Raw genomic sequence first — 23,096 nt, 5'->3', positions numbered from 1 at the left:
CTGTGGCATAGTTGGAGCAGAAACCAGACCCAAAAGCCGGGTCCCCGCATGTCTAAAGCCATGTCCGGACCCCCATTCCACAAGGAGACCGTGTGGCTGACAAAATCAAGGTTGTGGGCTCTGTCGTAGAGCTCGACGGCGACGAGATGACGCGGATCATCTGGCAGTTCATCAAGGACCGCCTGATCAACCCGTACCTGGACGTAGACCTGAAGTACTACGACCTCTCGATCCAGAACCGTGACGCCACGGATGACCAGGTCACCATCGACGCCGCCAACGCCATTAAGGAACACGGCGTGGGCGTCAAGTGCGCAACCATCACCCCTGATGAGGCACGCGTTGAAGAATTCGGTCTGAAGAAGATGTGGGTTTCCCCCAACGGAACCATCCGTAACATCCTTGGCGGCGTCGTCTTCCGCGAACCGATCATCATCTCCAACATCCCGCGCCTGGTCCCGGGCTGGAACAAGCCGATCATCATCGGCCGCCACGCACACGGCGACCAGTACAAGGCCACCAACTTCAAGGTTCCGGGTGCCGGCACCCTGACCCTGACCTACACCCCGGCTGACGGCGGCGAAGAGATCAAGACCCAGGTTGTCACCTACCCCGAAGAGGGCGGCGTGGCCATGGGTATGTACAACTTCAACGAGTCCATCAAGGACTTCGCCCGCGCATCCTTCGCCTACGGCCTGCAGCGCAACTACCCGGTGTACCTCTCCACCAAGAACACGATCCTGAAGGCCTACGACGGCCAGTTCAAGGACCTGTTCCAGGAAGTCTTCGACGCCGAGTTCAAGGACCAGTTCGAAGCAGCCGGCCTCACCTACGAGCACCGCCTGATCGATGACATGGTTGCCTCCGCTATGAAGTGGGAAGGCGGCTACGTCTGGGCCTGCAAGAACTACGACGGCGACGTCCAGTCGGACACGGTTGCCCAGGGCTTCGGCTCGCTGGGCCTCATGACCTCCGTGCTCATGACCCCGGACGGAAAGACCGTTGAGGCTGAAGCTGCACACGGCACCGTGACCCGTCACTACCGCCAGCACCAGCAGGGCAAGCCCACCTCCACCAACCCGATCGCTTCGATCTTCGCGTGGACCCGTGGCCTGATGCACCGCGGCAAGCTGGACAACACCCCGGAGGTCATCAACTTCGCCGAGACCCTTGAAGACGTAGTCGTCAAGACGGTCGAATCCGGCAAGATGACCAAGGACCTGGCACTGCTGGTCGGACCCGACCAGCCGTACCTGACCACCGAAGAGTTCCTCGCCGCACTGGACGAGAACCTCAAGGTGCGCCTGGGCTAAGACCCAAGCTTCACAGCACAAAACAGCCAGCCCCGGTCCGGAAGGACTGGGGCTGGCTGTTTGTTTTCGGGCTGTCCGGTTCGCCCGGGGGTCCGGTGGCCCGTTCGACCGGTTCGCCCGGTGGTCCGGTTCGCCCGCCGGGCGGGCCGGAACGGCGGCAACGAAACTCCGTCGCTCGCAGAGCTCGCTTTGGAGTATTAAAGCCGCCTAACCCGGCCCGTCCGGCGGGCTGGCCTGGCACCTTGCGGACTCGTGGCGGGCGTCGGAGAGGGCCGCTGCGAGAACGCATGTGCGCGGTGACCCGGAGCCCCGGTGCCACGAAGACTCGGTGCCCCGGTGACCCGGTGCCCCGGTGACCCGGCGACCCGGTGACCCGGTGACCCGGTGACCCGGTGGCCCGGTGGCCCGGTGGCCCGGTGCCCGGTGGCCCGGTGCCCGGTGCCACGAAGAGTTTGTGCCCCGAAGAGCCGTTTACCCGGTGCCCGGCGACCCGGAGCCACGAAGACCCGGTGCCCGGTGACCCGGTGCCCGGTGACCCGGTGGCCCGAAGAGCCGTTGAGCAACTTGAGGGCTTATGAGCCGGCGGAACCCGAGCCAGACCCGGAACCGAATCCGCCTGAGCTGCTGCCGCCGCTCCCGGAGCCGCTGGATCCGGAGCCCATGCCGCCCGAGGAGGCGCCGCCGGAGGAACCGGAGGAGCTGGAACCAGACGAGCCGCTGGAGCCGCTCGAACCGGAGACGGATGAGATCAGTGGTTCGGAACTGGATTCACCGCTGATCACGTCGCCGCTGCTGCCGCTGTACGAGGAGGAAACCTCGATCTTGCGCGGCTTGGCACGTTCGCTCACCGGAATGAAGACGCTCAGCACACCGTTCTCATACTTGGCTGAGATGCCCTCGATATTGATGCCCTGGCCGAGGTTCAGCTGACGCAGGAACGTGCCGGATTCGCGTTCACGGTTCAGCCAGGTGGCGCCCTCAGGCACGTGGATGGTTCGTTCAGCCCGGATGGTCAGCAGCTGGCCATCAACATCCACATCGACCGATCCCGGATCTATACCGGGCAGGTCTGCGTTCAAGATGTAATGGTCGCCCTCTCGGTACAGATCAATTGGCATCAGCCGCAGCCGCTGCCGGGGATCCAAAAGGGCACCTGCCATGCGGTCCAGTTCGCGGAAAGGATCGAATTTCATGGCCATTCTCATCAACTCCTTTCACCCGTCCCGATCAGACGGGTGGATGTGTTCTTCACTGACAGGAATAACGAAGGGTCGACTACTTGAGCGGCTGAATCAGGTTGAGTCAGGTCCACTCAAGAATGGAATTAGATTAGCACTCACCAATATCGAGTGCTAGGGGTCCGTGAAGAAATCAGTACCGGAGGAGTCAATTCAGCGGCCAGAGATGCACGGGTTCGTTGCTGTGCATGTGGTGCCAGTAGCGGCGGGTCATTTCCGCCAGAGCCGACGTCCGGTCGTAGCCCTCCGACTCCAGGTTCGACAGAACCGAAACCTGCCAGGACGCACCGTTCTGCTCCGTCCGCGCACGTTCCCGGATCACCGTCAGGTAGCGTTCGACCAGCTCGTCATCTACCCCCAGCTCGCGCAGCCCGTCCGCAGCCATGGGAATCAGGTGCCGGACCACCAGCTCGGTGACCGGTATGTCCCCAATGCCGGGCCAGTAGACCGTGGCGTCCAGTCCCAGCCGTGAGCAGGCCAGGAAATTATCCGCCGCCGTCTTGAACGCGGTACGGGTCCACAGGGGACGGTCCGCGGTACGCAGGGTCTGGACGAGGCCGTAGAAGAAGGCCGCGTTGGCGCTCACGTCCAGGACGGTGGGTCCGGCAGGCAGCACACGGTTTTCAAGCCGCAGATTGGGCGTGTGGGTACCCGGATCATAGATGGGCCTGTTCCACCGGTACACGGTGCCGTTGTGCAGCCGCAGCTCCGGCAGCAGGGGAGCGCCGGCATCCGTGGAACCGGAGCTGGTGGACGAGAGCTCGGGAAGCAGCGCGGGAAAATACCGCACGTTTTCTTCAAAGAGGTCAAAGATGGAGGTGATCCAGCGTTCGCCGAACCATACCCGGGGCCGCACACCCTGGTTGCGCATTTCCGGCGGCCGGGTGTCGATCGCCTGCTTGAAGAGTTCTATCCGGGTTTCCTGCCACAGCACATGTTCCAGGAAGATCGGCGAGTTCGCCGCCAGGGCAACCTGCGGTCCGGCAATCAGCTGGGCCGCGTTCCATGCCGGAGCGAAGTCTGCGGGGCTGACCTCGAGATGGAGCTGCAGGGAGGTGCAGGCTGCCTCCGGTGCAATGTTCTTCGCGTACCGGGTGAGGGATTCCGAACCGGTCAGTGAGAGGTATACGTCCTCGCCGCGCGCCTGGAGCACTGATGTGTTGAGCGCTTCATAGCGTGCTCCGGAACTGATCCAGGCATCGCCGTCGAGCACGTCATTGGTGAGCGTGGGGAGGATTCCCACCATCAGGATGTTCGCGTCAGCCTTGGCCGCAAGCTCGTCAGCACGGTTCAGCTGGCCGCGCAGGCTGTCCTCCAGGTCCTTCAGACCCTGTCCCTTGATGGACAGCGCGGGATGGTTCATCTCAATGTTGAAAGCGCCCATCTCCGTCTGGAACGCCGGATCAGCGATCTCCTCCAGCACGGACGAGTTCCGCAGCGCGGGAGTGAAGTCGTCATTGGTCAGATTCAATTCAAGTTCGACGCCGATGCTCGCGGTATCCGCGAACTGCGCTGTCCCGAGGAAGCCGGCAAACCGGTCCAGGTTCTCCAGCAGCCGGCGTCGGTAGCGGGTCCGCTCTTCGCGGCTGAAAGACCTGGCGTTGACCTCTGTTCCCATGGATGAACATAACCACGCCGGCGAAGCGATGTATAGCGTTGCACAGGGCCTCGTTTTGCCGTCTCCGGCAGCGGACGCGGAAGAGCCGTCCTCTCGGAACTTACGGTTTCCGGAAGGACGGCATGCGGCGGTCTTTACTCTTCCGTCAACGTCCCTCTGGCGAGGCGCAGCCTGCGGTCTGTCTTCGCCGCCAGCGCCTGGTCATGGGTCACGACGAGGATGGTGGTGTTCTCCTGCTGCGCGAGGTTCCGAAGCAGCTCAATAATGAGCTCGCCCGTTTCCTCATCCAGGTTGCCCGTTGGCTCATCGGCGAGGACGAGCCTTGGCCTGTTGGCCAGCGCACGGGCAATGGAGACCCGCTGCTGCTGGCCCCCGGAGAGCCGGTTGGCGGGGCGTTGGTGCAGTTCCTCCGTCAATTCCACCTCATTGAGCAGCGCAGCGGCACGTGCCATCCGCTCTGCTTTGCCGACGCCGGCGAACTCCATGGGAAGCATGACGTTCTCCATCGCACTGAGGTTCGGAATCAGGTTGTACTGCTGGAAGACGAAGCCGATGTCCCTGCGGCGGTATTCGGTGAGCCGTCCCGGCGGCAGCTGGGAAATGTTCGTTCCATCCATGACCACATCCCCGCTGGTGGCGGTATCCAGCGCCCCCAGAATGGAGAGAAGCGTGGACTTGCCGCTGCCGCTTCGGCCCAGAATGGCTGCGAATGTGCCCTGCGGCAGGGAAAACGTCACCCCATTGACTGGCCGGATCACGCCGTCGCCGGACGGGAACTCCTTCACTACGTTGCGGACTTCAAGCATTGTTACTCTCCTCGGAGGACTTCGATCGGACGGACGCGCGCGGTCATCAGGGCTGGTACCAGCGCACCGAAGGCCGCGATGAACAGCACGCCGCCGGCGCCCAGGGCAATGGTTCCGGGACCCACGGATGTTGTGACCGTGCCGATCAGTTCCGCGGTCTGGTCAAAGGAACCAAAGGGTCCGCCGGAACCAAAGGGCCCGCTGCCGGGGCCACCGGCCGGAGCACCGTCCGGCGCCGTGCCCTGAGCCTGGCCATCAGTGGATTGGCCGTCAGTGGACTGCCCGTCGGACGGCCCGTCGGACTGCCCGTCGGACGGTTGGCCGTCGGTGCCCGGTGGCGCCTGGAGGGCTTCGCCGCCCATGGCACCCGGACCCATGGAACCAGCCTCGATGCTGCTGCTGCTTCCGGTGCTGCTGTCCACCAGGGCACTGGCTATCGGACCACTCGCGCCCACAGCAATAACAGACCCCAAGACAGCGCCGATCGCCACCAGAACCACTGCCTCAAGCACGAACTGCAGGCCGATCGTGCGGTTCGAGGCACCGATGGCTTTGAGAACACCGATCTCCCGGCGCCGCTCACGAACCACCATGATCATGATCAGCAGCACGATGAGTGCCGCCGCTGCCAGCGCAGCGATGAAGCCGACGAGGGAAATGGACTGCACGCCAGCCAGAGAGTTGATGGCCTCACTGAGCCCTGCCGTCCCGGCAGAAACATCAGCCCTGTCGGATCCGAGAGCGTCGGTTAGCGCAGTCTGGGTTGAATCAACGTTCTCCATGCTGTCAACGGTCACCAGGATCGAGGAAAGCTCCCCGGTCTGGCCGCTGAGTTCCTGGGCTGCGGCGAGCGGCAGGTACAGGGCATTGTTGTCGAAGACAGTTCCTGCGTCGAACACTCCGGCGACGGTGAAGGTGCGGCCCAGGGCCTCGAATGTTGAGCCGGCGGCCAGACCGTTTTCCTCGGCGAGAGAGGCACCCAAAAGTACTTCGGTCGAGTTCGCCGAGTAATCGGTGATGGCCGTTCCGTCTGTCAGCGTCAGCTCGCTGCCATCAGCGGCTGCGGCCGTGCTGATGCCGGTCGCGGTGAGGGGCATCGCCGGCGGCGCCTGGGCTGCAGTGCTGCCGGAGGTGCCGTCCGAGGTGCCGCTGTTACGGGCACCGAGCGTCCCGGCGTCGACGGCGGACCGCAGGCTGGTGGATCCGGCCGTTGCCATGCTGCCGGGCCCGCGGGAGCCTGCCTGCGCGGGCTCGGACTGGGCGGTGCCGGACTGCGCGGGGTCTGACTGGGCGGTGTCGGACTGGGCAGCGCCGGAGTCGCCACCGCCGGAGCCCTCCTGCGCGGCCGAATCGTCAGACGCCGAATCGTCAGACCCCGAATCCTCAGCAGACGCCGCGTCAGACGTGCTGAGCCGCAGCGAGAGGCTTCCCTCCGCGGCGGACACGTGCTCCACGGACCGGACGGTGTCGAGGTCCGAATTGGTCAGGGGCTCGCCGCCGCCTTCGAAGCCGCGGGATCCGGCAGGGTTGACCGTCAGCTGCGTTCCAATCTGGCTTTTCAGCTCCGCCACCTTGGCGCCGACTGCCTGGTGGGCCACCAGCATTGACAGGGCAAGGCCTATAGCCACAGCCAGGATGAGGATGACGGCGCCGCTCCGCACTTTGTTGCGGAACGCGTTGCCCATGCTCCGGGCCAGAATATTCATCTTTCCTCCGTTGTTCAGTCACAGCGTTAAACCTGCGCGTTCCCAGCATCGGTGGTGATGCTGTGCGGCGCGCAGGCCTAACCTGTGACTGGACTAAGCGGAGTCGTGCAGTTTGCCGGCTCCCTGCAGAGACGCGGCCGGCCGCTCGTCGTTCGGGTACCGGACGCCGATCTGTGCGCGTACCTCATCAAAGAACTGCATTGTCTGCAGCGAGTCGGACAGCGGCATGGTCGGGCTCTCGGCCAGCCCTTCCTGGATGCAGCGCGTGACCTCCCGCAGTTCATAGGTGTAGCCGTTGCCAACCTGCTGGAAACGCTCCGTGCGGGACGGACCCATGTGCTGGTGGATGTGCAGTTCCACCGGGTTGTGCAGGGGAGCCCCGGTGCGGACCCACCCTTCGCTGCCGCAGATCGTTGCGGTGCGGGGACCGGATGCGAGCAGCGAGGAAGTTAGCTGAGCCTGCGCACCGGAGTCGTAGCTCAGGTTCAGCGCGTTCTGGGTGTCCACGCCGTCGGCGTTCAGCGTGCCGGAGGCCTGGACCCGCTGGGGGAAGCCAAGCGCACCTACCGCGAGGGTCAGCGGATAGACCGTGAGGTCCAGCAGCGCCCCGCCGCCGGCGGCAGGATCCCAGAGCCGGCTGGCCGGGTCGTACGGGGCAGGGAAGCCAAGGTCCGCCTGGACCCACTGGATCTCACCCAGCTCACCGCTGGAGATGATTTCCCACAGCCGGTTGATGCAGGGAAGGAACCGGGTCCACACAGCTTCCATCAGGAAGACGCCCCGGCGGCCGGCGATCTCGATCAGGTCTGCCAGCTCCGCGGCGTTGATGGTGATCGATTTTTCGCATAGTACGTGCTTGCCGGCCTCAAGTGCCTCGCGGGCCAGCTCATAGTGCTGGGCGTGCGGGGAAGCGATATAGACGACGTCGACTTCCGGGTCTGCGAACAGCTGGCGGTAGCCCTTGCCGCGCGCCTCGTCGTCGTAATAGCTCGATGCAAAACCGAAGCGGTCAGCGAAGTCGACGGCGGTGGCCTCGGAACGTGAACTCACTGCCTGCAGGACGGCGTCCTCGAGCCTGGCGATGTCTTCGGTGACCCGGCCGGCGATCCTGCCGGTGGCAACTACGCCCCATCGAAGGGTGCGGCCGGTGGCCTGCACCGGGCTGGGCGCCCCCTGGAGGACGCACGGCGGTGTGCGGATAAACTGCGGGGCGTTCATATTCCTCGGCTCTCAATCTGTGGCGTGGCTGGCTGGTGTCTCGGTATGAGGACTACCCTATGGTCCTCGGCCTGCGGCTGCCCAGTCCCGACGCCGGGACGGGGCAGCCGCAGGCCGGGACCGGTACTGAAAAAGCCCGGGCTGCCTCCCGCGAGGAAGGCAGCCCGGGCCGCATGTGTCAGCGCTGTGGACTACTTGACCAGTTCGGCCAGCGTCGGATCGTTGGCGTAAGCCTCTGCAGCGTTGTCCTTGGTGACGATCTGCGGTTCCAGCAGGTAAGCCGGAACAACCTTCACGCCGTTGTCGTAGGACTCGTCGTCGTTGATTTCCAGCTCTTCGCCGGCGCCGAGGCCCTTGACCATGTCAATGGTGTGGTTAACCAGGGCACGGGTGTCCTTGTTGATGGTGGAGTACTGGACGCCTTCCATGATGGACTTCACGGACTCAACTTCGGAATCCTGGCCGGTCACGACCGGAACCGGCTTGCCGGCAGCGGAGACGGAGGTCAGGATGGCGCGGGCCAGGGTGTCGTTGGGGGACAGGACGCCGTCCAGTTCCTCCGAACCGTAGGAACCCGAGAGCAGGGTATCCATGCGCTTCTGGGCGTTCTCGGCCTTCCAGCCCTGGGTGACAGCCTGGTTGAACTCGGTCTGGCCGGAAACAACGTTCAGGTTGCCGGCTTCGATTTCCGGCTTCAGGACGTCCATGGCGCCGTCGAAGAAGACCTGTGCGTTGGCATCATCGGGGGAGCCGGCGAACAGTTCGATGTTCCACGGGCCTTCGGGCTTGTTGGCCTTCATTCCGTCCAGCAGGGCCTGGCCCTGGAGCTGGCCGACCTGGAAGTTGTCATAGGCGACGTAGTAGTCGACGTTCTCGGTGTTGGTCAGGAGGCGGTCGTAGGCGATGACGGTGATGCCGGCATCCTTGGCTTCCTGCAGCTGCGAGCCGAGCTGGGCGCCGTCGATGGCACCGACAACCAGGACCTTGACACCGTTGGTGATCATGGAGCTGATCTGGTTCTGCTGCTCGGAGACGCCGCCGTTGGCGAACTGGACCTGCGGCTCGTAGCCGGCTTCCTTCAGGCCGTCGTTGAACAGGCCTTCTGCCAGGACCCAGTTTTCCGAGGTCTTCTGGGGCAGGGCTACGCCGATTGCCGATCCCTCTTCGAAGCCGGCAGCATCGCCGGTGGAAGCTTCGTCGGCACGGCCGCAGGCGGACAGCGACAGCGCTGCAACCGTGGCGACTACGGCAAATGACTTTGCGAACTTGCGCATGGTGTTCCTTTTCTTGATGGGTGGTGCGGTGGTTTTTTGTCGTGCGGATCGAGGGGCCCGGTGGGGCCTAGGCATCCGTTCCGATGGTGGACTTGGTGCCGGTGGGCATTTCAGGCTTCGGATTCACCGGGGCGGGGACAGTGAGCTTGTCCTTGGACCCGAAGTTCTTCATCATCAGGCCGATGATGGAGGGCCTGCCCTGGGTCTTGTTGTAGACATCCAGTGCAACGGCGATCAGCAGGACCAGGCCCTTGATGATGGAGGTCAGGTCCGCGCCGATGCCCAGCAGCTGCAGGCCGTTGTTCAGCACGGCCATGACCAGGCCGCCGACGATCGAGCCGACCACGGTGCCGACACCGCCGGAAACGGCCGCGCCGCCAATGAAGACTGCCGCAATGGCATCCAGCTCCCAGCCGGTGCCGTCGAACGGGCCGGAGGCAGTGGAGCGGGCAACGAAGATCATGCCGGCGAGGGACGCCAGGATGGACATGTTCATCATGACCAGGAAGTTGACCTTCTTGCTCCGAACGCCGGAGAGCTCGGCAGCGTGGAGATTGCCGCCCACGGCGTAGACGTGGCGGCCGACCACGGTCTTGGTGGAGATGAACACGTACAGGACCACCAGGGCAGCCAGGATAATGCCGGATACCGGGAAGGAGGTGCCCGGACGGCCCGTGGAGAAGAGGTACGTGGCGTACAGGATGGCAGCTACCAGCAGGCCGGTCTTCGTGGCGGAAACCCAGGCCGGGGGATTGACGGAACCAATCTTGACGGTCTTCGCACGGCGGCGCATTTCACCGATGATCACGACGGCGGCGAGAACCAGGCCCAGGAGCAGGGTGAGGTTGTTGTAGCCGGTGTCCGGGCCGATCTCCGGCAGGTAGCCTGCGCCGATGAACTGGAATTCCTGCGGTACTGGAACGGTGTTGGACTTGCCGATGTACTGGTTGGCACCGCGGAAGATCAGCATGCCGGCGAGCGTGACAATGAACGCCGGGATGCCGACGTACGCCACCCAGAGCCCCTGCCAGGCGCCGATGGCGGCACCGATCAGCAGGCCGAGCAGGATGCCTGCCCACCACGGAATGCCCCAGTCCCGCATGGCCATGGCCACGATGATTCCCGTGACGGCGGCGACGGAGCCAACCGAGAGGTCAATGTGCCCGGCAATGATCACAAAGACCATGCCGACGGCCAGGATCAGGATGTAGGAGTTGCCGTTGAACAGGTTGATCATGTTCGTGGGCGTGAGGGTCTTGCCTCCGGTCAGCCACTGGAAGAGGCCGATCAGGACGACGAGGGCAAAGATCATGCCGAACTGGCGGCCGTTGCCGCTCAGCAGCTGTTTGATGGCTTTCATGAAAGGGGTCCTTGGGTGGCGAGGTCGGGGGTGTGCTTGCCGGCGGAGGTCATGAGCCTCATGAGGTTTTCCTGGCTGGCATCAGCCTTGGAAACCTCACCGGTGATAGCGCCTTCGAAGATGGTGTAGATGCGGTCGGAGAGACCAAGGAGCTCGGGAAGCTCCGAGGAGATCACGATCACGCCCTTGCCCTGGTTGGCCAGCTGCTGGATGATCCCGTAGATCTCGTACTTGGCACCGACGTCGATGCCGCGGGTTGGCTCATCGAGGATCAGCAGGTCCGGGTCGGTGAACATCCACTTGGCCAGGACAACCTTCTGCTGGTTGCCGCCGGACAGCTTGGAGACACCTTCATCCACGGTGGGTGCCTTGGTCCGCAGGCTTTTGCGGTAGTCCTCCGCGTAGCGGTATTCCTCGTCTTTGTCGACGACCAGGCCCTTGGTGATCTTCTTCAGGTTCGAGGCCACGGTGGTGGCCTTGATGTCATCAAGCAGGTTCAGGCCGAGGGTCTTACGGTCCTCGGTGACGTAGGCGAGGCCATGGCTGATGGCCTGCGGAACGTTCCGGAAGCTGACTTCCCGGCCGTCCTTGATGATCGTGCCGCTGATGTAGTTGCCGTAGGAGCGTCCGAAGATGGACCGGGCCAATTCAGTGCGTCCGGCGCCCATCAGGCCGGCGAAGCCGACAATCTCGCCGCGGCGGACGTGGAAGTTCGATCCCTTGCAGACCATGCGGTCCGGCACGGTGGGGTGGCCAACGGTCCAGTCCCGGACTTCAAAGAACACTTCGCCGATGTTCGGGGTGTGGTCCGGGAAGCGTGACTCGAGCGATCGGCCCACCATGCCTTTGATGATGCGGTCTTCGTTCGCGCCGTCGACTGCGACGTCGATGGTTTCGATGGACTTGCCGTCACGGATGATGGTGATTGAATCGGCGATCTGCTCGATCTCATTGAGCTTGTGGGAGATCATGATGCAGCTGATGCCCTTGGAACGCAGTCCGGCCATCAGGTCCAGCAGGTGCTGGGAATCGGTTTCGTTCAGGGCCGCGGTGGGTTCGTCCAGGATCAGAAGCTTCACCCGCTTGCTCAGCGCCTTGGCGATTTCCACCAGCTGCTGCTTGCCGACGCCGATGTCCTTGATGGGCGTGGTGGGATCCTCTTCGAGTCCCACCCGGGCCATCAGCTCGGAGGCTTCGAGGTTCGCGCGGTCCCAGTCGATGAAACCGAAGCGGCGCGGCTCGTTGCCCAGGAAGATGTTCTCCGCGATGGAGAGTTCCGGGATCAGGGCGAGTTCCTGGTGGATGATGACGATTCCGGCCGCTTCGGAGGAACGGATGTCCTTGAACTGGACAACCTCTCCCTGGAAGACGATTTCGCCCGTGTAGGTCCCGTACGGGTAAACCCCGGAGAGAACCTTCATGAGGGTGGACTTTCCGGCTCCGTTTTCGCCGCAAATGGCGTGGATCTCACCGGCTTTTACGCTGATGGAGACGTCAGAAAGTGCCTTGACGCCGGGAAATTCCTTGGTGATGGAACGCATTTCCAGAATGGTGTGGTTATGCGGCATCTGCATGTTCCCCGCTGTAGGGGCACTGGACGCTGAGCGCTCCAGTTGCCCGAGCTGCAACTGCTGCTCGCATACGTGCCTCCCGTTGTGACTTCTTTGTCTAGCTACTGACCCGTAACAGTGGGTCGATAGAGAAGTAAACTCTTATTCCTTGCTTGTCGTCAAGTCTTGAACACAAGGTGGAAACAAGATGAAAAAACATAGATTCTAAATAAATGGATGTTCCGAAGAAACGGCTCAGGTCAGAGCACTGCGTCGGCCATGGCCAGAACCAGCGCGGCCGCGCCGAGCGCTTCGGCGCGGTCGCCCAGGGATGACATCGTAACGGTGGTGGTTTCCCCGATCAGCGGCACCGCGTGGCGCAGCAGCCCGCGCTCGATCGGATTCAGGAATGCGTCGCCCAGCTCGGTCAGGGAACCGCCGACGACGATCACCTCCGGATTCAGTGCGTTGGCAATGCCTGCCACGGCCCGTCCCACGGCCATACCGGCGTCGTCCACCACCCGCAGGGTTGCCGGGTCCCCTGCCGCTGCCTGGCGGATGATGTCCATTGTGGTCACCGGTTCGGCTGCTGCCCGGCTGAGCAGGTCGATCATCGTGGCCGTTGAAGCCACGGTTTCGAGGCAGCCGCGGTTGCCGCACCGGCAGATGAGCCCCTGGTCGGAAATGGTGGCGTGCCCTATTTCGCCGGTGATTCCCACATGCCCGTAGAACAGGGACCCGTTGATCACCAGCCCGGCACCGATGCCCGTGGCCACCTTGACGAAGATGAGGTTCTCGCAGCCGCCGTGCGGGCCCCAGGTGACCTGGGCCAGGGCACCCAGGTTCGCATCGTTGTCGATGTGGACCGGGACCCGGAGGCGAACGGCAAGGTCTTCGCGCATGTTGATCCCGACCCATTCGGGAAGGATGGCCCCGCGCACCACGGTGCCGCTGCGCCGGTCGATGGGGCCGGGGATGCCGACGCCGGCGCCCAGCACGCGGTCCCGGCCGACGTCCGCAGCGGCAAGGACGGAGTCGAACAGTTCCGCGGCGGCGTCCATGCCTTCGTCGGCGCTGTGGCCGGCGGGAAGGGAGATCGAGTCTTCTCCGATGATCCGGTAGCCAAGCGTGGCCAGCACTACCCGGACGTGGCGCCGGCCGATGTCGATGCCGGCTGCCACCGCGCCGGTGTCATTCAGCCGCACCGACAGGGCACGGCGGCCTGAACTGGTGGTGGGCTCCGTCTTGACCAGGCCCGATTCCGACATGTGCCGCACAATGTTTGACACGGTGGCGCTGGAAAGGCCCGTGGCCCGGGAGAGTTCGGCCTGGGTCTGGGGCCCGGCGGCAAGCAGCGCATCCTGGATGCGCTGCTGATTTCGGGCCCGCAGTGCGGTCTGGGAACCAGGTTTTGTTCGCCGGCCGGCGGCAGGAAGTGCCCTCATCGTCGAGGGTGATTCGGCAGACATAGAGTTCAGCGTCCTATACAGGGGGCTTGTCGTCAAGAATTGAACGCAACGTGTTTTGCACGGTGGGAAGTTACTTGTCCGGCCGGGAGCCGGGAAACCGGCGGAGGGCAGGGGAGCGGGAAGGCCGGGACCGGAGCGGGCCTAGCTTCCGGCCAGCGCCTCGCGGTGCTCCGCCGCCATCTCCAGGTAATGCGCCGCATTGCGCTGGACCGCCTCGAATTCCTCATCGCTCAGTGTGCGCCGGACCTTGGCCGGAACGCCGGCAACGAGCGACCGCGGCGGAACCTGGGTGCCCTCGAGTACCAGGGCTCCTGCAGCGACGAGCGAGCCGGCACCAATCACCGCTCCGTTCATGATGGTTGCGCTCATGCCCACCAGGCAGTCGTCCTCAACCGTGCATCCGTGGACGACGGCGCTGTGGCCCACGCTGACCCGGTCGCCTACCGTGGTGGGAAACCCGGGATCCGCGTGCAGCACCACGTTGTCCTGCAGGTTTGTTCCCGTGCCCACCCGGATCGAGCTGGAGTCTCCGCGCACGCAGACACCGTAGAAGGCGCTGGCACCCGGACCCAGTTCGACGTCGCCGATCACGGACGCCGTGGGTGCCAGGAAAACGGACGGGTCGATGACGGGAGTCTTGCCGCGGAGGGTAACGATGTGAGCCATGTGACAACTCTAGCGGGCGGCGGCCATGGGGATCGAGGCACCGCTGCCGCCGTCAGACGGCGAAGGCACGGGCCTAGTTGAAGACGATGGTCCGGCGGCCGTCAAGCAGAACGCGGTGTTCGGCGTGCCACTGCACGGCCTTCGAGAGGGTGCGGCCCTCCACTCCGGCGCCCAGGGCCGCGAGGCGCTGGGCGGTCCGGGAATGGTCCACCCGGATGACCTCCTGCTCGATGATCGGTCCCTCGTCCAGGTCCGACGTGACGTAGTGGGCAGTGGCTCCGATCAGCTTCACGCCGCGGGCATGCGCCTGGTGATACGGACGGGCGCCCTTGAAGGAGGGCAGGAAGGAGTGGTGGATGTTGATCGCCCGGCCGGAGAGTTCCTGGCAGAGTTCGTTGCTGAGGATCTGCATGTACCGGGCCAGCACTACCAGCTCGATGTCCAGCTCCGCCATGAGTGTACGGAGCTGGTCCTCCGCTTCCTGCTTGGTGTCCGCGGTGACCGGGATGTGGTGGAAGGGAATGCCGTAGAACTCGGCGAGGCCGGCGAGGTCACGGTGGTTGGAGACGATTGCGGGGATCTCGATGGGCAGGTTGCCGGCCCGCTGCTGGAAGAGCAGGTCATTGAGGCAGTGCCCGTCCTTGGACGCCATGATCAGCGTGCGCACCGGTACGCCTGCGCGGTGCAGTTCCCAGTCCATGCCGAACTGGCCTGCCACCGGGGCAAGAAGGGAGCGGACGCCGTCGTAGGTTCCCGGAGCTGTGAAGTCCACGCGCATGAAGAACGTGCCGGAGTCCGGGCTGCCGTACTGCTGAGACTCCGTGATGTTCCCGCCTGCCCCGGCCAGGGCGCCGGAGACGGCGTGGACGATTCCAGGCCGGTCGGCACAGGACAGCGTCAGGGTGTAGGCACCGGAGCCTGCAGCGGCGCCGTCGTCGAAGGACGGGGAAACGGGGGAAGCCGGCAGCCCGGCAGTGGCATCTTCTCTCACCTTCCCAAGGTTACCGCCCGGGGCGCCACGGCCTAGGCTGGGTGAATGGACGTTACTTTCGCCCCGCTCATGGATAAGGACGAAGAGGAGCTGGTCAGGTTCCTGACCACCAACAGTTTTCCGTTCCACCGCATTACCGCGCCCTCCGAGGAACTGGTGCGCCGGCTGCTGCTGGAGGGCAGGTTCGAGTCCGACGGCGTGTGCACCTTCTGGGTCTTCGGCGACAACCACCGGATGGGCCTGGTCATCCTCGAAAACCTCAACGAGGACACTGCGTATTTTGATCTGCGGCTGGTGGAGGAGCACCGGGGCGGGGGCAAGGGTGTCCCCGTGCTGAAGGCCCTGACGGACAAGGTATTCACGGACCACCCGCACCTGCGCCGTTTCGCGGGCAGGATGCGGGAAGACAACATTGCCATGCGCAAGACGCTGCTGCGCTCCGGTTTTGTGAAGGAAGGCCACCTGCGCCAGGAGTGGCCGCTGCCGGACGGGCAGCGGGTGGCGGAAGTTGCCTACGGCCGGCTGCGGTCTGACTGGGAAGCCGGAACCGTTACCGGTTTCGAGTGGGAGGATCTGGACGCACGGTAGGATGAAACCGTCGCGACTGGCGTTGGGTGGGTAACCACCAGGAAGCGGCACAGCAGGAAGATACCGCGGATCGCACGCCTGGGCCTTCGGTCAAGTTGTCATCTGTTTGTCATGCCCGGACCCCGGGGGTGCCCGGCAGGTAGCCTGACCTATAGAACACCCTTCCCCAGGAGATCCACGTGAGACTATCCACCCAGCCCGTCACCAACGCCCCTCTCTCCGAGGTTGACCCGGAGATCGCCGCAGTCCTGGACGGGGAACTGGCCCGCCAGCGCAACACGCTGGAAATGATCGCTTCCGAAAACTTCGCACCGCGTGCGGTCCTGGAAGCCCAGGGTTCCGTCCTGACCAACAAATATGCCGAGGGCTACCCCGGACGCCGCTACTACGGCGGCTGCGAGCAGGTGGACGTAGCCGAGAACCTCGCCATCGAGCGGGTCAAGGCCCTCTTCGGCGCCGAGTTCGCCAACGTGCAGCCGCACTCCGGCGCGCAGGCCAATGCAGCTGCCCTGGCAGCACTGATCAAGCCCGGAGACAAGATCATGGGCCTGAACCTGGCCCACGGCGGGCACCTGACCCACGGCATGAAGCTGAACTTCTCCGGCAAGCTCTACGAAGTTGCCGCCTACGGCGTGGACGAGAAAACCTGCCGCGTGGACATGGACAAGGTCCGGGAACAGGCGCTCGCCGAGAAGCCGCAGGTCATCATTGCCGGCTGGTCCGCCTACCCGCGCCAGCTTGACTTCGAGGCGTTCCGTTCCATTGCTGACGAAGTCGGTGCCTACCTCTGGACCGACATGGCGCACTTCGCGGGACTGGTGGCGGCGGGGCTGCACCCGAGCCCGGTGCCGTACTCCGACGTCGTGACCTCCACGGTGCACAAGACCCTCGCCGGTCCCCGCTCCGGCATGATCCTGGCCAGGGAAGAGTTCGGCAAGAAGATCAACTCCAGCGTTTTCCCGGGCCAGCAGGGCGGCCCGCTGATGCACGTCATCGCAGCCAAGGCCGTGGCCTTCAAGGTGGCCGGTTCGGAAGAGTTCCGCGAGCGGCAGGAACGCGTCCTGGAAGGCGCCCGCATCATCGCTGACCGGCTAACCGCGGCTGACGTGGCGGAACACGGCGTTTCGGTACTGACCGGCGGCACGGACGTGCACCTGATCCTGGTGGACCTGCGCAACTCCGAACTGGACGGCAAGCAGGCCGAAGACCTGCTGCACTCGGTGGGCATCACCGTGAACCGCAATTCGATTCCGTTCGATCCGCGCCCGCCGATGGTCACCTCCGGGCTGCGTATCGGCACCCCGGCCCTGGCCACGCGCGGCTTCGGAGCGAAGGAATTCACCGAGGTGGCTGAGATCATTGCCGCCGCGCTGAAGCCCGCCCCGGACACGGAGGCACTGCGCCGCCGGGTCACCGCACTCGCCGAGGACTTCCCGCTCTACCCGGGCCAGGAGGAATGGTAAACGTGGAAAAAGGCACGAACATGGAAGGCTCCGTGGAAACCGCAGAGGAAACCGCCCCCGCCACCGCCCAGCTGCTTGACGGCATCCAGGCGGCCAAGGACATCAAGGCAGAGCTCGCCGAGCGCATCCAGGTCCTCAAGGACGATCACGGCATCACTCCGGGCCTGGCCACCGTACTGGTAGGCGATGACCCGGCAAGCCACTCCTACGTGGGCGGCAAGCACAAGGACTGCGCCCAGGTTGGCATTAACTCCATCCGCCGCGACCTTCCTGCCGACATCAGCCAGGAGGAGCTGGAGAAGGTCATCGACGAGCTGAATGAGGACCCGGCTGTCACCGGCTACATCGTCCAGCTCCCGCTGCCCAAGCACCTGGACACCAACGCGATTCTGGAGCGGATTGCCCCGGAGAAGGACGCCGACGGCCTGCATCCGGTCAACCTGGGCCGCCTGGTGCTCAACGTCTCGGATCCGATGACCTCGCCGCTGCCGTGCACCCCGCACGGCATTGTGCAGCTGCTGGTGCGCAACGGGCTGGTCCTGACCGGCAAGAACGTCCTGGTGATCGGCCGCGGAGTCACCGTGGGCCGGCCGCTGGGACTGCTCCTGACCCGCCGGCAGATCAACGCCACGGTGACCCTGGCGCACACCGGCACGGTCAACCTGCCCGAACTGCTGGCTGAGGCCGACGTCGTTGTTGCGGCCGCAGGCTTCCCCGGCATGATCAAGGCCGCCGAGCTCAAGCCGGGCGCCATCGTCCTGGACGTGGGCGTCACCCGGGTTACCGACCCGGAGACCGGCAAGACAACCCTGAGCGGCGACGTCGATAAGGACGCGGCGTCCGTCGCGTCCTGGATGTCGCCGAACCCCGGCGGCGTGGGCCCGATGACCCGGGCCATGCTGCTGGCCAACGTGGTTGAAGCCGCGGAGCGCAGCGTGGGAATCCTCCCCGGCGCTTAGGCCACCGGTACAACAAACAGGCCCGTCCTCCACGCAGGAGGGCGGGCCTGCGTGTTTCCCCCGCGCCCTGCACTATGATTGCCGGGTGCCGCAGATCACAACTTCCAAGACTTCCGCTGTCAGCGGCTTCCAGGGCCCGGTTATCGCCGCGTCGAACCTCACCAAGTCCTACGGGGACTTCACTGCCGTAGACGGAATCAGCTTCGCGGTTCCGGCAGGGGAGGCCTTCGGGCTCCTTGGCCCGAACGGCGCCGGCAAATCCACCACCATGAAGATGATTGGCGGAGTCTCCCGCCGCACCTCCGGTGAGCTGGCGATCATGGGCCTTGATCCCAACACGAACGGACCGGAGGTCCGGGCCCACCTCGGCGTGGTTCCGCAGCAGGACAACCTGGATGAGGAACTGCGCGTCCGGGACAACCTGCTTGCCTACGGCCGCTACTTCGGACTGCCCAAAAGCTACCTGCAGCCCAAAGCGGACGAACTGCTGGAGTTCGCCCAGCTCACGGACAAGGCCAAGGCGCGGGTGGATGACCTCTCCGGCGGCATGAAGCGCCGGCTGACCATCGCGCGCTCACTCATCAACGATCCCAGGATCCTGCTGCTGGACGAGCCCACCACCGGGCTGGATCCGCAGGCCCGCCACATCCTCTGGGACCGGCTCTTCCGGCTGAAGGAAGCCGGCGTCACGCTGATCCTCACCACCCACTACATGGACGAAGCCGAGCAGCTCTGCGATCGGCTGATCGTGGTGGACAAGGGCACCATCATGGCTGAAGGATCTCCCGCAGCCCTGATCCGCACCCACTCCTCCCGAGAAGTGGTGGAGCTGCGCTTCGGATCCGAACGCAACACAACGGTTGCCGCGGAACTGGACGGAATCGGGGAACGGCTCGAGACGCTGCCGGACAGGGTGCTGATTTACGCGAACGACGGCGAGGCGGCGCTGGAGGCGGTCAGTGCCCGCGGCCTGCGGCCCATCACCTCGCTGGTCCGGCGTTCCTCGCTGGAGGACGTCTTCCTCCGCCTCACCGGCAGGAGCCTCGTTGACTGAGCAGCGCACCCACGCCGTCCTGGGACTCCGGTCCCCGCTTACTCCCGAGGAAACCGCCCGCAGGGCCAGGCGCTTCGGTGCCTTCTACTATGCGGAGCACTGGCTGCGCCGGATGCGCGGCTACGGAATTACCGTGCTGGTCACGGCCGTCGGAACTCCGCTCGTCTACCTCTTCGGCATGGGAATCGGACTCGCCTCGCTGGTGGACACCGGGACCAACGCGGCATTCGAAGCGGGAAACGGCAGCTCGGTCTCCTACCTGATGTTCGTGGCGCCGGCCCTGCTGGCGACGGCGGCGATCATGGTCTCCAGCGAGGAAAACACCTACACGGTGATGTCCGGCTTCAAATGGCGGCGGACCTACTACGGGCCGAACGCATCGCCGCTGTCCAGCGGTCAGCTGGTGGACGGGCACGTGCTGGGGCTCGGTGTGCGGCTGCTGATCACCTGTGGCGCCTACTTCGGGTTCCTCCTGTTGTTCGGCGCGGCCGGCCAGCCCGCCACAGCCTGGCTGATGATTTTCTCGGCCATCCTGGGCGGGCTCGCCTTTGGGCTGCCGCTGATGGCGTACAGCGCGTCGATCACCGAGGACCGCGGACAGTTCGCCATGGTGCAGCGGTTCATCGTCATGCCGCTGTTCCTGTTCTCCGGCACCTTCTTCCCGCTGGATACCCTGCCCCTGGTGATCCGCTGGATTGGCTGGATCTCCCCGCTGTGGCACGCCACCGAACTGGGCCGGCTGTTCAGCTACGGCCTGGCCGAGCCACTCCTGCTGACAGTTGTCCACGTTGCCTACCTCCTGGCACTTGCAACAGGCGGCTGGGTCCTGGCACGGCGCACTTTCACCCGGAGGCTTGGCAAATGAGTACTGGACCCCAGACCGGCGCAGCGGAGTTCCTTGCGCCCACGTCACCGGGAGTGGCAGGGAACCGCTTCCTGGGTTCCCTGTACGCCCGGAATATCCGCGCGGTGTTTGCCCGCGGGCTCAAGGCCACCTGGGGAACCAACTGGTCCATCATGATCAGCGGCTTCGTCGAACCCGTGCTGTATCTGCTCGCCATGGGAATCGGACTGGGCGCGCTCATTGGCACGGTCACGGGTCCGGGCGGGGAACAGATCAGCTACGCGGCGTACATCGCCCCGGCGCTGCTGGCCGTATCCGCCATGAACGGCGCGGTGTACGACTCCACCATGAACGTTTTCTTCAAGCTGAACTACGCCCGGCTCTATGAGGGCATGCTGGCCACGTCGCTGGGTCCGCTGGACGTAGCACTGGGGGAGATCCTGCTGGCGCTGCTCCGCGGAGCCATGTATGCCACCGGCTTCACCGCCGTCATGGCAGCGATGGGCCTGGTGACCTCACCAACCGCGCTGCTGATGATTCCGGCGGCGGTAGTCGTGGCTTTTGGATTCGCGTCCTTCGGGATGGCGATCACCAGCTACATGAAGACCTTCCAGCAGCTGGACTGGGTGAGCTTCGTGATGCTTCCGATGTTCCTGTTCTCAGCCACCTTCTATCCGCTGAGTGTCTACCCGCAGGCCGTGCAGTGGCTGATCCAGGCACTGCCCCTGTGGCACGGCGTGGAGATGCTGCGCCAGATCAGCGCCGGAGCGTTCAGCCTGGCAACGGCCGGCCACCTGCTCTATTTCGTAGTGATGATCGCGATCGGCCTGATGGTCACTACCCGCCGGCTCGAAGCACTGTTCCAGAAGTAGCGGCAGCGGAACCGGGCCGGGCACCCGCGGGTGCATCCCGCTGCCCGCGCGTGAATCCCCTGGATCCCGTCCGCGCCGCCCGCCCCTCGGATCCCGCCCGCGCCGCCCGCTCCTCGGCAGCGGATGCAGCTGGGTTAGGGCGTCCGGACCCGGGCGGCCAGGGCTGCCTGCAGACGGGATTCGACGCCGAGCTTGGCCAGCACCCTTGAAACGTGGGTTTTGACCGTGGTTTCGGAGATGCCCAGTTTGCGCGCGATGCGGACATTGCTCAGGCCCTCGGCCAGGCAGTGAAGGACTTCCTCCTCACGGGCCGTCAGCTCCGTCTCGGGAGCCGGCTGCGCGGATGCCGGGTTCCCGTCCGTGCCTGACGGCGTATCCGCGCTGGAGGCGGCGCGCCCGGAGACGAAAGCGTCCACCAGGCGTCCGGTGACTTCCGGCGCAATGACGGTGCCGCCGTCGTGAACCCGGCGCAGCGCCGCGGTAATTTCCGAGGGTTCGGCCGTCTTGAGCAGGAACCCGGACGCACCGGCGGAGAGCACCCCAAAAAGGTAGGAGTCGTGGTCGAAGGTGGTCAGTGCGACGACCTTCGCCAGACCGGCCGCAGCAATCTGGTCCGTGGCCTGAACGCCGTCCACCACGGGCATCCGCAGGTCCATCAGCACAACATCCGGACCCAGCGCACGGGCCATGCGCACCGCGGTGGCGCCGTCGGCAGCTTCGCCGACTACCTCGAACCCCGGCTCGGTCTCGAGAACCATGCGCATGCCCAGGCGGATGGCTGCGTGGTCGTCCGCCAGCAGCACCCGTATGTTCGTGCTCATCCTGCGGTTCCTCCTGCATTGATCGTTGCTGCGTCCGGACGCGGTGTAGTGCTGAAGGGCAGTTCGGCCTCGACTTTCCAGCCGCTGCCCGCAGGGTCCGGACCGGCCCACGCCCTGCCGCCCAGCTGCTCGGCGCGTGCCAGCATGCTGGGTATGCCGGTGCCCGTGCCCGACTGGGGGGAGGCTGCTGCGGCCGGCAAGCCGCCGTCGTCCTCCACCAGCAGCCGGAGCCCTGAAGCCGTCTGGTCCAGCAGCACGCGAACCCGCGCGCCGTTTGAGTGCCGGGCAGCGTTCACCAGCGCCTCCACGGCAATCCGGTAGACGGCTGCCTGCACCGGTGACGGGATGCCGCTGCCCGCCAGGTTCGTCCAGTCAATGCGCATTCCGGCCGCCCGGTGTCCGGCTACCACCGCATCGAGGTCCTGGATGCTGCCGGCAAGGGGACGCGGCACACCAGTGCTGAGGGTGCGGATCATCCCGTTCAGTTCCTCAAGTCCCTTCACGGACTCGTGGCGCACGTGCGCCAGTACCTCGGCAGGAAGGGTGCTGCCCTGCGGGCTGCGCAGGGCAGCACCTGACTGAAGGGCGATGGCGGAGAGCCTGGAAGAAAGCACGTCATGCAGTTCCCTGGCCATGTCCTGCCGTTCGGCTGCCAGGGCCAGTTCGTGTTCGCGCGCGGCCAGGCGTTCCTGGTCGCGGGCAGCGGCGCGGATGGCGGCTGCCCGTGCGGACTCGCTCTCCGCCAGCTGGCCGGCCTTGCGCAGGTTGGATGCCCACTCGGCCGGGAGCAGCAGCACCATGCCGGTCAGCAGGACCACCGTGACGCCGTCGCTCAGGTCTCCCGTCAGGGACCACACCGCCACGCCTGAAGCGCCGCACAGCACCAGGACGCTCACCTCCGCGACCCGGGCGGCGCGGGCAGAGCCGAAGAGCACCAGGGAGAACACCGCTTCGAACGCCAGGAAAAGTCCCACCGTGCTGTTTCCCAGCACCAGGAGTACGCCAGTGGTGAAGCAGGCAGTCACCATCACCGCCGTGTGCCGGCGGCGAAGCACGACGGCGACGCAGCCTACCAGCGTGAGGACCGGCCACCAGGGGGCCAGCGCCGGGAACGCGGCCCTGCCGGTGGCAGTGAGGTCCAGGGAGTGCAGCAGCCAGGCCAGGGCGGCGTACCCGAGCGCCAGCAGCGCGTCTTCGCGGCGGATCCGGCGGGCCGGCGGAGCCTGGTCCCCAAAGGAGTTCATGGTTCCATCCTGACGTGGGCGTTGCTTCCCGCCAAGCAGGTT

Annotated in this window: 19 protein-coding genes, 1 pseudogene and 1 riboswitch; of the genes and pseudogenes, 7 read left to right on the top strand and 13 right to left on the bottom strand. The window is 65.1% G+C overall.

Features of this window, described 5'->3' with window-relative positions; translation table 11 throughout:
- Positions 1-92: 92 nt before the first annotated feature.
- On the top strand, positions 93-1,313 hold the full coding sequence (locus GD628_RS11530; RefSeq protein WP_091607004.1) for an NADP-dependent isocitrate dehydrogenase: 1,221 nt from the start codon (positions 93-95) through the stop codon (positions 1,311-1,313).
- A 755-nt stretch (positions 1,314-2,068) separates the two neighbouring features.
- Here the strand turns inward: GD628_RS11530 and GD628_RS11525 are convergent.
- The 11 genes and pseudogenes from GD628_RS11525 to purU all read right to left on the bottom strand — a co-directional run.
- Positions 2,069-2,512, bottom strand: a pseudogene (locus GD628_RS11525) (Hsp20/alpha crystallin family protein); the annotation flags it as partial.
- Positions 2,513-2,699: 187 nt separating this feature from the next.
- Complete coding sequence (locus GD628_RS11520; protein ID WP_152274800.1) at positions 2,700-4,169, bottom strand: glutamate-cysteine ligase family protein; 1,470 nt, start codon at positions 4,167-4,169, stop codon at positions 2,700-2,702.
- A gap of 134 nt (positions 4,170-4,303) precedes the next feature.
- On the bottom strand, positions 4,304-4,975 hold the full coding sequence (locus tag GD628_RS11515) for an ABC transporter ATP-binding protein (RefSeq protein WP_152274799.1): 672 nt from the start codon (positions 4,973-4,975) through the stop codon (positions 4,304-4,306).
- Between the two features lie 2 nt (positions 4,976-4,977).
- Complete coding sequence (locus GD628_RS11510; RefSeq protein WP_152274798.1) at positions 4,978-6,681, bottom strand: ABC transporter permease; 1,704 nt, start codon at positions 6,679-6,681, stop codon at positions 4,978-4,980.
- Between the two features lie 93 nt (positions 6,682-6,774).
- A complete protein-coding gene (locus GD628_RS11505) occupies positions 6,775-7,899 on the bottom strand; it encodes a Gfo/Idh/MocA family protein (RefSeq protein ID WP_152274797.1) in 1,125 nt (374 codons plus the stop codon).
- A 191-nt stretch (positions 7,900-8,090) separates the two neighbouring features.
- Positions 8,091-9,173 (bottom strand): substrate-binding domain-containing protein, encoded by a 1,083-nt coding sequence (locus GD628_RS11500; protein ID WP_091606893.1) that lies wholly within the window; start codon positions 9,171-9,173, stop codon positions 8,091-8,093.
- A gap of 67 nt (positions 9,174-9,240) precedes the next feature.
- Positions 9,241-10,533 (bottom strand): multiple monosaccharide ABC transporter permease, encoded by a 1,293-nt coding sequence (gene mmsB, locus GD628_RS11495; RefSeq protein ID WP_152274796.1) that lies wholly within the window; start codon positions 10,531-10,533, stop codon positions 9,241-9,243.
- Positions 10,530-12,107 carry a multiple monosaccharide ABC transporter ATP-binding protein gene (mmsA, locus tag GD628_RS11490; RefSeq protein WP_386886551.1) on the bottom strand — a complete coding sequence of 526 codons (1,578 nt, stop codon included), beginning with the start codon at positions 12,105-12,107 and terminating at the stop codon, positions 10,530-10,532. Before mmsA ends, mmsB begins: the two co-directional genes overlap by 4 nt.
- 236 nt (positions 12,108-12,343) lie before the next feature.
- The gene (locus tag GD628_RS11485) at positions 12,344-13,552 is read right to left on the bottom strand and encodes an ROK family transcriptional regulator (protein ID WP_152274795.1); all 1,209 of its coding nucleotides are present in this window, start codon (positions 13,550-13,552) and stop codon (positions 12,344-12,346) included.
- 141 nt (positions 13,553-13,693) lie between these two features.
- On the bottom strand, positions 13,694-14,218 hold the full coding sequence (locus tag GD628_RS11480; RefSeq protein WP_152274794.1) for a gamma carbonic anhydrase family protein: 525 nt from the start codon (positions 14,216-14,218) through the stop codon (positions 13,694-13,696).
- A gap of 73 nt (positions 14,219-14,291) precedes the next feature.
- Positions 14,292-15,185, bottom strand: coding sequence for a formyltetrahydrofolate deformylase (gene purU, locus GD628_RS11475; protein ID WP_091606993.1), 894 nt, complete (start codon positions 15,183-15,185; stop codon positions 14,292-14,294).
- Between the two features lie 69 nt (positions 15,186-15,254).
- On the opposite strand from purU, the gene GD628_RS11470 reads away from it, so the two are divergent.
- The 6 genes from GD628_RS11470 (at position 15,255) to GD628_RS11445 (ending at position 20,989) form a co-directional block, all read left to right on the top strand.
- Positions 15,255-15,797: a GNAT family N-acetyltransferase gene (locus GD628_RS11470; protein ID WP_091606882.1), complete on the top strand. Its 543-nt coding sequence runs from the start codon at positions 15,255-15,257 to the stop codon at positions 15,795-15,797.
- 2 nt (positions 15,798-15,799) lie between these two features.
- Positions 15,800-15,888, top strand: a riboswitch (ZMP/ZTP riboswitch).
- Positions 15,889-15,976: 88 nt separating this feature from the next.
- Positions 15,977-17,260, top strand: a complete 1,284-nt coding sequence (gene glyA, locus GD628_RS11465; protein ID WP_377955953.1) for a serine hydroxymethyltransferase — start codon at positions 15,977-15,979, stop codon at positions 17,258-17,260.
- Positions 17,261-17,280: 20 nt separating this feature from the next.
- Positions 17,281-18,219, top strand: a complete 939-nt coding sequence (locus GD628_RS11460) for a bifunctional methylenetetrahydrofolate dehydrogenase/methenyltetrahydrofolate cyclohydrolase (RefSeq protein WP_152274953.1) — start codon at positions 17,281-17,283, stop codon at positions 18,217-18,219.
- Between the two features lie 94 nt (positions 18,220-18,313).
- Positions 18,314-19,273 carry an ABC transporter ATP-binding protein gene (locus GD628_RS11455; protein WP_420837575.1) on the top strand — a complete coding sequence of 320 codons (960 nt, stop codon included), beginning with the start codon at positions 18,314-18,316 and terminating at the stop codon, positions 19,271-19,273.
- Positions 19,266-20,138 (top strand): ABC transporter permease, encoded by an 873-nt coding sequence (locus tag GD628_RS11450; protein WP_226802500.1) that lies wholly within the window; start codon positions 19,266-19,268, stop codon positions 20,136-20,138. Before GD628_RS11455 ends, GD628_RS11450 begins: the two co-directional genes overlap by 8 nt.
- Positions 20,135-20,989, top strand: a complete 855-nt coding sequence (locus GD628_RS11445; protein ID WP_091606874.1) for an ABC transporter permease — start codon at positions 20,135-20,137, stop codon at positions 20,987-20,989. The genes GD628_RS11450 and GD628_RS11445 overlap by 4 nt, the downstream gene beginning before the upstream one ends.
- A gap of 134 nt (positions 20,990-21,123) precedes the next feature.
- Here GD628_RS11445 and GD628_RS11440 read toward each other — a convergent pair whose 3' ends face one another.
- Entirely contained in the window at positions 21,124-21,810 is a 687-nt protein-coding gene (locus GD628_RS11440) for a response regulator (protein WP_152274791.1), read from the bottom strand.
- Complete coding sequence (locus GD628_RS11435; RefSeq protein ID WP_152274790.1) at positions 21,807-23,054, bottom strand: sensor histidine kinase; 1,248 nt, start codon at positions 23,052-23,054, stop codon at positions 21,807-21,809. Before GD628_RS11435 ends, GD628_RS11440 begins: the two co-directional genes overlap by 4 nt.
- Positions 23,055-23,096: the final 42 nt, after the last annotated feature.

Source organism: Arthrobacter koreensis, assembly GCF_009193255.1.
GTDB classification, from domain to species: domain Bacteria; phylum Actinomycetota; class Actinomycetes; order Actinomycetales; family Micrococcaceae; genus Arthrobacter_B; species Arthrobacter_B koreensis.
Note: the sequence above shows the minus strand (reverse complement) of the source record. Positions and strands in the feature narration are given on the sequence as shown.

Coding starts and splice junctions, on each gene's coding strand:
- GD628_RS11435 (WP_152274790.1), bottom strand. CDS start 23,054: ATGAACTCCTTTGGGGACCAGGCTCCGCCGGCCCGCCGGATCCGCCGC.
- mmsA (WP_386886551.1), bottom strand. CDS start 12,107: ATGCAGATGCCGCATAACCACACCATTCTGGAAATGCGTTCCATCACC.
- GD628_RS11520 (WP_152274800.1), bottom strand. CDS start 4,169: ATGGGAACAGAGGTCAACGCCAGGTCTTTCAGCCGCGAAGAGCGGACC.
- GD628_RS11440 (WP_152274791.1), bottom strand. CDS start 21,810: ATGAGCACGAACATACGGGTGCTGCTGGCGGACGACCACGCAGCCATC.
- GD628_RS11515 (WP_152274799.1), bottom strand. CDS start 4,975: ATGCTTGAAGTCCGCAACGTAGTGAAGGAGTTCCCGTCCGGCGACGGC.
- mmsB (WP_152274796.1), bottom strand. CDS start 10,533: ATGAAAGCCATCAAACAGCTGCTGAGCGGCAACGGCCGCCAGTTCGGC.
- GD628_RS11500 (WP_091606893.1), bottom strand. CDS start 9,173: ATGCGCAAGTTCGCAAAGTCATTTGCCGTAGTCGCCACGGTTGCAGCG.
- GD628_RS11460 (WP_152274953.1), top strand. CDS start 17,281: ATGGAAGGCTCCGTGGAAACCGCAGAGGAAACCGCCCCCGCCACCGCC.
- GD628_RS11485 (WP_152274795.1), bottom strand. CDS start 13,552: ATGTCTGCCGAATCACCCTCGACGATGAGGGCACTTCCTGCCGCCGGC.
- GD628_RS11510 (WP_152274798.1), bottom strand. CDS start 6,681: ATGAATATTCTGGCCCGGAGCATGGGCAACGCGTTCCGCAACAAAGTG.
- GD628_RS11470 (WP_091606882.1), top strand. CDS start 15,255: ATGGACGTTACTTTCGCCCCGCTCATGGATAAGGACGAAGAGGAGCTG.
- GD628_RS11445 (WP_091606874.1), top strand. CDS start 20,135: ATGAGTACTGGACCCCAGACCGGCGCAGCGGAGTTCCTTGCGCCCACG.
- GD628_RS11480 (WP_152274794.1), bottom strand. CDS start 14,218: ATGGCTCACATCGTTACCCTCCGCGGCAAGACTCCCGTCATCGACCCG.
- GD628_RS11505 (WP_152274797.1), bottom strand. CDS start 7,899: ATGAACGCCCCGCAGTTTATCCGCACACCGCCGTGCGTCCTCCAGGGG.